The sequence below is a fragment of the Mesorhizobium alhagi CCNWXJ12-2 genome (genome assembly GCF_000236565.1).
In the GTDB taxonomy this organism is placed as follows: Bacteria; Pseudomonadota; Alphaproteobacteria; order Rhizobiales; family Rhizobiaceae; genus Allomesorhizobium; species Allomesorhizobium alhagi.
In genome coordinates this window covers 1-7523 of record NZ_AHAM01000335.1, presented here as the reverse complement: position 1 = coordinate 7523, position 7523 = coordinate 1, and the positions used below count along the sequence as shown (strand labels likewise).

The 7523-nt window shown below is 66.3% G+C and carries 5 protein-coding genes and 1 pseudogene; 2 read left to right on the top strand and 4 right to left on the bottom strand.

Going from position 1 to position 7523, the window contains the following annotated elements:
• The 3 genes and pseudogenes from MAXJ12_RS39510 to MAXJ12_RS33405 all read right to left on the bottom strand — a co-directional run.
• Positions 1 to 189, bottom strand: a pseudogene (locus tag MAXJ12_RS39510) (ligase-associated DNA damage response endonuclease PdeM); the annotation flags it as partial.
• 4 nt (positions 190 to 193) lie between these two features.
• On the bottom strand, positions 194 to 2722 hold the full coding sequence (locus tag MAXJ12_RS33410; RefSeq protein WP_008840667.1) for a ligase-associated DNA damage response DEXH box helicase: 2529 nt from the start codon (positions 2720 to 2722) through the stop codon (positions 194 to 196).
• Between the two features lie 98 nt (positions 2723 to 2820).
• Entirely contained in the window at positions 2821 to 3726 is a 906-nt protein-coding gene (locus tag MAXJ12_RS33405) for a class I SAM-dependent methyltransferase (RefSeq protein ID WP_040589571.1), read from the bottom strand.
• Positions 3727 to 3827: 101 nt separating this feature from the next.
• Here MAXJ12_RS33405 and MAXJ12_RS33400 point away from each other — a divergent pair, with 101 nt between their 5' ends.
• Together MAXJ12_RS33400 and MAXJ12_RS33395 are read left to right on the top strand one after the other, a co-directional pair.
• On the top strand, positions 3828 to 4838 hold the full coding sequence (locus MAXJ12_RS33400) for a ligase-associated DNA damage response exonuclease (RefSeq protein ID WP_008840665.1): 1011 nt from the start codon (positions 3828 to 3830) through the stop codon (positions 4836 to 4838).
• 228 nt (positions 4839 to 5066) lie between these two features.
• Positions 5067 to 6668: a cisplatin damage response ATP-dependent DNA ligase gene (locus tag MAXJ12_RS33395; protein ID WP_008840664.1), complete on the top strand. Its 1602-nt coding sequence runs from the start codon at positions 5067 to 5069 to the stop codon at positions 6666 to 6668.
• A 34-nt stretch (positions 6669 to 6702) separates the two neighbouring features.
• On the opposite strand, the gene MAXJ12_RS33390 is transcribed toward MAXJ12_RS33395, so the two are convergent.
• Positions 6703 to 7523: hypothetical protein (locus MAXJ12_RS33390; RefSeq protein ID WP_008840663.1), on the bottom strand; the 821-nt coding region annotated here is incomplete at its 5' end.

Sequence of the window (7523 nt, the reverse complement as noted above, 5' to 3'; positions counted from 1 at the left end):
GGTCGCGGCGGTATCATAGGGCGGCACCAGCATGCCACGCCTGGCGAAGGACGAGCCCTTCTCCAGATGCAGGTCCGACACGCAAAGCAAGCCGAGGTCGGGGAAATAGAGCGCACCGCGCCGGTCGCAGAGCGCCGTCTCGCCGGCCACGTTGATCTCCGGGGCGTGCGCTGCACCCGGCAGGAATATCGGTTCAACCCCTCTCACTGTCTGCCCTGATCCCGTTCGATCTTCCGATTGCCTCCGCTATCAACTCTTCCGCTTCCGAGAGCAGCGAATCGCCCGCCTCGCCGTCAACCCTTTCGCGCCCCACTTCCAACATGATCGGCACTGCGAGCGGCGAGATACGATCGAGATCCTTATGCACGATTCGACCCTTGATGCGCGACAGCATGTCGGCAAGTCTCCTGACATCGAGCAGGCCCGCAGCCGCATCCGCCCGCGTCGCCTGAAGCAGGATGTGGTCGGGCTCATGCGTGCGCAAGACGTCGTAAATGAGGTCGGCTGAGACCGTCACCTGCCGTCCGCTCTTTTCCTGCCCCGGATAGCGCTTCTCGATCAGGCCGGAAATCTGCGCGCAGGCGCGGAAGGTGCGCTTCAGCATCCAGGAATCCGCCAGCCAGGCGTCGAGGTCGTCGCCCAGCATGTCCTCGTCGAAGAGCGCCCCAAGCGACGGTTTTTGCCGCTTGAACATATGGCCCATGTCGCCGAGCGCCCAGACGCCCAGCACATAGTCGGTGGCTACGAAGCCCAGCGGCCTTGCGCCTGCCCGTTCCAGCCGCCGCGTGAGCAGCATGCCGAGTGTCTGGTGTGCCAGCCGGCCTTCGAAGGGATAGGCGACCATGTAGAAGCGATTGCCGTTGGGAAATGTCTCGACAAGCAAGTCGCCGCGCTCGGGCAATATCGAGAACTCGACCTGCAGCCGCAGCCAATCCGCCACCTGCTCGGGCAGCGCCTTCCAGCGCTTCGGGTCGGCCAGCATGCCGCGCACCTGATCGGCGAGATAGGTCGAGAGCGGGAACTTGCCGCCGCCGTAATACGGCACCTTGGCGTCCTTGCCGGGCGCGTTGGAGACGAAACACTCGTTCTCGCGGATGCCCTCGAAGCGCAACACCTTTCCCGCGAAAAGGAAGGTGTCGCCATAGACCAGCGTTTCGAGAAACGCCTCCTCGATCTTGCCGAGCACCGGACCGCCGCGCGCAACAGGTCCCTTGCCGTGGCGCACGTAGCGCACGTTGAGTGCAGGCACCTCGATGATCGTGCCGACGTTGAGGCGATATTGCTGCGCGATGCGCGGATGCGTGACGCGCCACAGACCCTCCTTGGTCTTGCGGATGCGCGCGTAGCGCTCATAGCTCCTCAGCGCATAGCCGCCAGTGGCGACGAAATCGACGACGCGATCGAACGTCTCGCGGGCGAGCCCGGCATAGGGTGCAGCCGTGAGCGCTTCGCGGTAGAGATCGCCCGCGTCGAAAGGTGCGCCGCAGGCGACCCCCAGCACATGCTGCGCCAACACGTCGAGTGCGCCCTCGAGAAGCGGCGGCGTGTCCTGCGCACCGACGGTCGAGGCCTCGAGTGCGGCGCGGCATTCCAGCACTTCGAAGCGGTTCGACGGCACGAGGATCGCCTTGGATGGCTCGTCCATGCGGTGGTTGGAGCGGCCGATACGCTGCGCAAGCCGGCTGGCGCCCTTCGGCGCACCGACATGGATGACGAGGTCGACATCGCCCCAGTCGATGCCGAGGTCGAGTGTCGAGGTAGCGACGATGGCGCGCAGGCTGTTCGTCTCCATCGCCTTCTCGACGCGCCGACGCTGGCTTACGTCGAGCGAACCGTGATGCAGCGCGATCGGCAGCGAATCCTCGTTGATGCGCCAGAGCTCGGCGAACAGAAGCTCGGCCTGGCTCCTCGTGTTGACAAAGAGCAGCGAGGTCTTGTGCTGTTTAACCAGCTCGTAGATCTCGGGGATCGCATAACGGGACGAATGTCCCTGCCACGGCACACGCTCACGCGAATCCAGCACCGATACGTCGGGCTTCGCGCCGCCGGCGACGGTGATCAGCTCGGCCATCTCGCCGGGCGGGTCTTGCGCCACCAGCCAGCGGCGCAGCTCGTCCGGATCGGCCACCGTGGCCGACAGGCCGATTGCCTGCAGGCCAGGCACGATGGCGCGCAGCCGCGCGAGCCCCAGCGCCAGCAGATGCCCGCGCTTCGAGGTCACCAGCGAATGCAGCTCGTCGAAGACGACATAGCGCAGATCCTCGAAGAAGCGCTTCGCGTCCGATGTCGCGATCAGCAGGGCGAGCTGCTCGGGCGTGGTGAGCAATATGTCCGGCGGAACCAGCTTCTGGCGCTGGCGCTTGTGCGAAGGCGTGTCGCCGGTGCGCGTCTCCATCGTCACCGGCAGGCCGATCTCGCCGACCGGCTTGGTCAGGTTGCGCTCGATGTCGACGGCCAGCGCCTTCAGCGGAGAGATATATAGCGTATGGATGCCGCGGCGCGCCTCACCCGGCCTGCGCTTCGGTCGGTGCTCCAGGTCCGTCAGGGTCGGGAGGAAGCCGGCCAGCGTCTTGCCGGCGCCGGTCGGCGCGATCAGCAGCACCGACGCGCCGGCCTGAGCCCGGGAAAGCAGTTGGAGCTGATGCGGGCGGGGCGCCCAGCCGCGCTCGGAAAACCATCTTGCGAACCGCTCCGGCAGCAGGGCGGCCGCTTCATGCTGCATATGGGAGCGGGTCAGCGTGTTCACGCGCCAGAATTAGCGCGGACGGCTCACGCCGCCAAGCGAATTTGTGAACAAACCGTGATCGTGATTGAGATGCATCAGCGGTGCGCCACCACAATCAATCCCTCCACCGGCTCGCCGCGGTCGCGTCGGATAATGTGCATCTCCAGCGAGACGACCGTGAATCCATTTCGCGCCAGCACGCCCCGCATATACGCCTCGGAATGCGCATAGCGGCGCGACGGGCGCAGGACAAGATCTTCCGGGCCGGCGTGGCGCTCGACCGAGAAGGCGAATACCCCGCCACCGCGCAGCGCCGACGCCACCTTGGCGGCGATTCCGTCGAGCGCGCCGATATACATGAACACGTCGGCCGCCGTAACGAGATCGGCGCTCTCCGGCGCAAACTGGATGGTCTGCAGGTCGGACTTCACCAGCCTCTCATAGACGCCCTTGCCGCGCGCCTTACGCAGCATCTCGGCGGAGATGTCGTGGCCTTCCAGAATTTCGGCGATCGGCCGCAGCCGCTCGCCCATCAGGCCGGTGCCGCAGCCGAGATCGATCGCCAGACCGAAACGTCCGCGGCCATGGCTGCGGATCGCTTCGGCGAGAAGGTCCGGTACGCGGTATTCGAGAGTGCGAACCAGCGCATCATCGAATTTCGCCGCATATTGATCGAACAGCGCCTCGACAAAGGCGCTCGGCGGCGCGTCGATGACCGGCAACGCGCCGATCAGCGCGAGCTTCAGCGCAACGCCCGGCCGGTCCGACGGCTCCAGCTTCAGCACCATGCGCCAGGCTTCCGCCGCCTGATCGAGCGCGCCCGCCGCCTCGTGGAATTCGCCGAGGCGGAACCAGCCCATCGCCCAGGCGGGTGCGAGTTCCAGCGCGCCGAGCATCAGTTCGGCCGCGGCGGCATAATCGCTTGAAGCGAACAGCATCTCGGCATAGTCGGCGCGGCGGTCGACCAAGAGGTCGCCGGAAGAAGTTTCTAGCGGTTTCAAGTTGGGGTGGTCCTCGGAGTAATGACAGGGCGCTCTATCGGCCTGTCAGCAGCGAATTTCAACAGGCTTTCCACAGCGGAACAAATGCCTATCTTGGAGCCATGCGCGCCCGCGACCTGCTTTGCCCGAAACCCGGCGGCCTCTATTGCGCCCCCGGCGATTTCTTCATCGATCCGGTCCGGCCGGTCGAGCGCGCGCTGATCACCCATGGCCATTCCGACCATGCCCGTCCCGGCCACGGCTCGGTGCTGGCGACGCGCGAAACGCTCGACATCATGGCGATCCGCTGCGGCGAGGATTTCGCCGGGTCGACGCAAGCAGCAAGGTTCGGCGAAACCATCGCGGTGAACGGCGTTTCGGTGACCTTCCATCCCGCCGGCCACGTTCTCGGCTCGGCACAGATCGCGGTCGAATATGGCGGCATCCGCATTGTTGCCTCGGGCGACTACAAGCGCCAGCCGGACGCCACCTGCGCAGCCTTCGTCCCGATCCCCTGCGACGTGTTCATCACCGAGGCGACCTTCGGCCTGCCGGTGTTCAAACATCCGCCGGACACCGAGGAGGTCGCCCGCATCCTCACCTCGGCCAGACAGTTTCCGGAGCGCTCGCATCTGATCGGCGCCTATGCGCTCGGCAAGGCGCAGCGCGTCATCCGGCTTTTGCGCGACGCCGGCTACCACGAAACCATCTACATCCACGGCGCGCTGGCGAAACTCTGCGAGTATTATGAGAGCCGCGGCGTCGCGCTCGGCGATCTGCAGCCGGCGACAGTCGAGGCCGGCACGAAAGCCGACTTCGCCGGCGCGATCGTGGTCGGCACGCCGTCGGCCTTTGTCGACCGCTGGGCGCGGCGCTTTCCCGACCCGATCGCCTGCTACGCGTCGGGCTGGATGCGCATCCGCCAGCGCGCCAAACAGCTCGGCGTCGAGCTGCCGCTGATCATTTCCGACCATGCCGACTGGGACGAGCTCACCGACACGATCACCGAAACCGGCGCGAGGGAAGTCTGGGTCACGCACGGCCGCGAGGAGGCGCTGGTGCGCTGGTGCGAATTGTCCGGCATTTCCGCGCGCCCGCTGCATCTGGTGGGCTATGAGGACGAGGGGGATTAGGGTGATGGCTGGCCCCATTTCTCAAGCGACCCCCCTCTGGCCTGCCGGCCATCTCCCCCTCAAGGGGGGAGATTGGCAGCTTCAATCTCGTCGCTCCTTCTGCAACGCCGGCGATTGGCAAAACCGTCAACGAGGGCTGATCTCCCCCCTTGAGGGGGAGATGGCCGGCAGGCCAGAGGGGGGTCGGCTCGGCCGCCTGCTGCCGCATCCACGCAGGCTCTCCACCCCATGAACCGCTTCGCCGAGCTACTCGACCGCCTGGTGATGATGCCCTCGCGCAACGGCAAGCTGACGCTGCTGACCGACTATTTCCGCAGCGTCGAGGATCCCGACCGCGGGCTGGGGCTGGCCGCCATCACCGGCGACCTGAACATCGCCGCGGTCAAGCCGGCCATGCTGCGCACGCTGGTCATGGAGCGGATGGATCCGGTGCTGTTCGGCTACTCCTACGACTATGTCGGCGATCTCGCCGAGACGGTGTCGCTGGTCTGGCCCGACGCGCCGGCGCATCTGAAGCCCAACCGTCACCTCACGCTCGGCGAAACGGTGGCGGCGCTGCAGGCGGCCAGCCGCTCCGATGGGCCGAAGGTGCTGGCGCGGCTTCTCGACAATGCCGGCATCTCGGCGCGATACGCCATCATCAAGCTGGTCACCGGCGGGTTGCGCATCGGCGTCTCGGCGCGGCTCGCCAAGCAGGCTCTGGCCGATTTCGGCAAGGTCGATGTCAGCGAGATCGAGGAACTGTGGCACGGGCTTTCGCCGCCCTATGCCGAGCTCTTCGCCTGGCTGGAGGGCAAGGCCGACAAGCCGGTAAAGTCGGCCAAGGCGCTGTTTCGCCCGGTCATGCTGTCCAACCCCGTGGGCGACGGCGACCTCGAAAAGCTCGACCCGGCCGACTATGCCGCCGAGTGGAAGTGGGACGGCATCCGCGTGCAGGCGGTGTCGGAGGGCGGCGTCCGGCGGCTCTATTCGCGCACCGGCGACGATATTTCCGGCGCCTTTCCCGATCTGGTCGACGCCATGAATTTCGACGGCGTGCTCGACGGCGAATTGCTGGTCGGCGACCCCCTGAAGGCGACCGGCACCTTCTCCGAACTGCAGCAGCGGCTTAACCGCAAGGCGGTCTCGGCCAAGATCCGCGAGCAATATCCGGTGTTCGTGCGCTGCTACGACATTCTGCAGGAAGGCGCGGAGGACCGGCGCGCGCTGCCCTTCATCGAGCGTCGCGGTCACCTGGAAGCCTTCGTCGCGGCGCTGGACCCGTCGCGCTTCGACCTGTCGCCGCTGGCGCCGTTCGCCAACTGGGCGGCACTCGAGGAGATGCGCAGGCATCCGCCGCATCCGGTAATCGAGGGGGTGATGCTAAAGCGCCGGGATTCGCCCTATCTTGCCGGGCGGCCAAAAGGGCCATGGTTCAAGTGGAAGCGGGACCCGCACACGGTCGACGCGGTGCTGATGTATGCGCAGCGCGGCCACGGCAAGCGCTCGAGCTTCTATTCCGACTACACGTTCGGCGTCTGGACCGGGCCCGAAGGCGCGGAGGAGCTGGTGCCGGTCGGCAAGGCCTATTTCGGCTTCACCGACGAGGAATTGCGCCAGATCGACAAGTTCGTGCGCGACAACACGATCGAGCGTTTTGGGCCGGTGCGCTCGGTGCGCGCCGACCGCAGCCACGGCCTGGTGCTCGAAATCGCCTTCGAGGGGCTGAACCGCTCGACGCGCCACAAATCCGGCGTGGCGATGCGCTTTCCGCGCATTTCGCGGCTGCGCTGGGACAAGCCCACGCATGAGGCCGACAGGATCGAGACGCTGCAGGCGTTATTGGATTGAGCGCTGCCGATAGCTGGTGCGCCCTTCGACAAGCCTACTCCGCCACCGACACCCTGATCTCATAAATGTCGACCGCCTTGCCCTGATTGGAAAAATCCGAGTTGATGGCGATGGTGCCGCCCGAGCCCGGATCGGCGTTCGGGAAATCGAGCTCGAACAGATAGTCGCCGCGCTGGTAGCCGACCGCGTAACGTTTGCGGCCGCAATCGCCCAGCTCACCGAAATTGCAGTCGACCGACATTTCCGTCTCCTGCCCCTCCTCGGCGCGGGCGACGATGTCGAAGGTGGCCTTCCTGCCGGCGACCTGCTCCAGAACGCCCTGGCCGACGTCGAACACGATCGCCGAACCCGACGTGCCGGAGCGGATGCGCAGGAAACTGCCGGAAACATCCTCCATCACCTCGGCGCTGGTATCGGCCGGGGCGGCGACTTGCGAGGCGTTTTCCGGCGAGAACACGGTGATCCAGTTGCGCTCAGCGTCGGCCTGGCCGGGCAGCAGCGCTGGCGCTTCCGCCTCCGGGATAAAATCCTCGCTCTCGACCGTCGCCGGCGGGTTGGGCACTGTCGTGTCGCGCTCGGCCGGCGTTTTCAAAAGGCCTGTCTGGAACGCCCACCAGCCGCCTATCCCAACCGCAGCGAGCACAGTCGCGGCGAGAAAAATCTGCGCGAAGGGCAGCCGGCGGCGGGCGCGCCGCTCGTCGCGGTCGGGCGCGACCTCTGCAGTCGTATCGCCGGCGAGCGTCGGAGTGCGCGCGCCGCTGATGTCGGGCGTCGGCGAGGCATCGCGTGGCTCCATGCGCCAATCGAGCGACACTTCGGGCGCTCCAGTCGAGGGCTCAGCCGTCCCGCGACGCT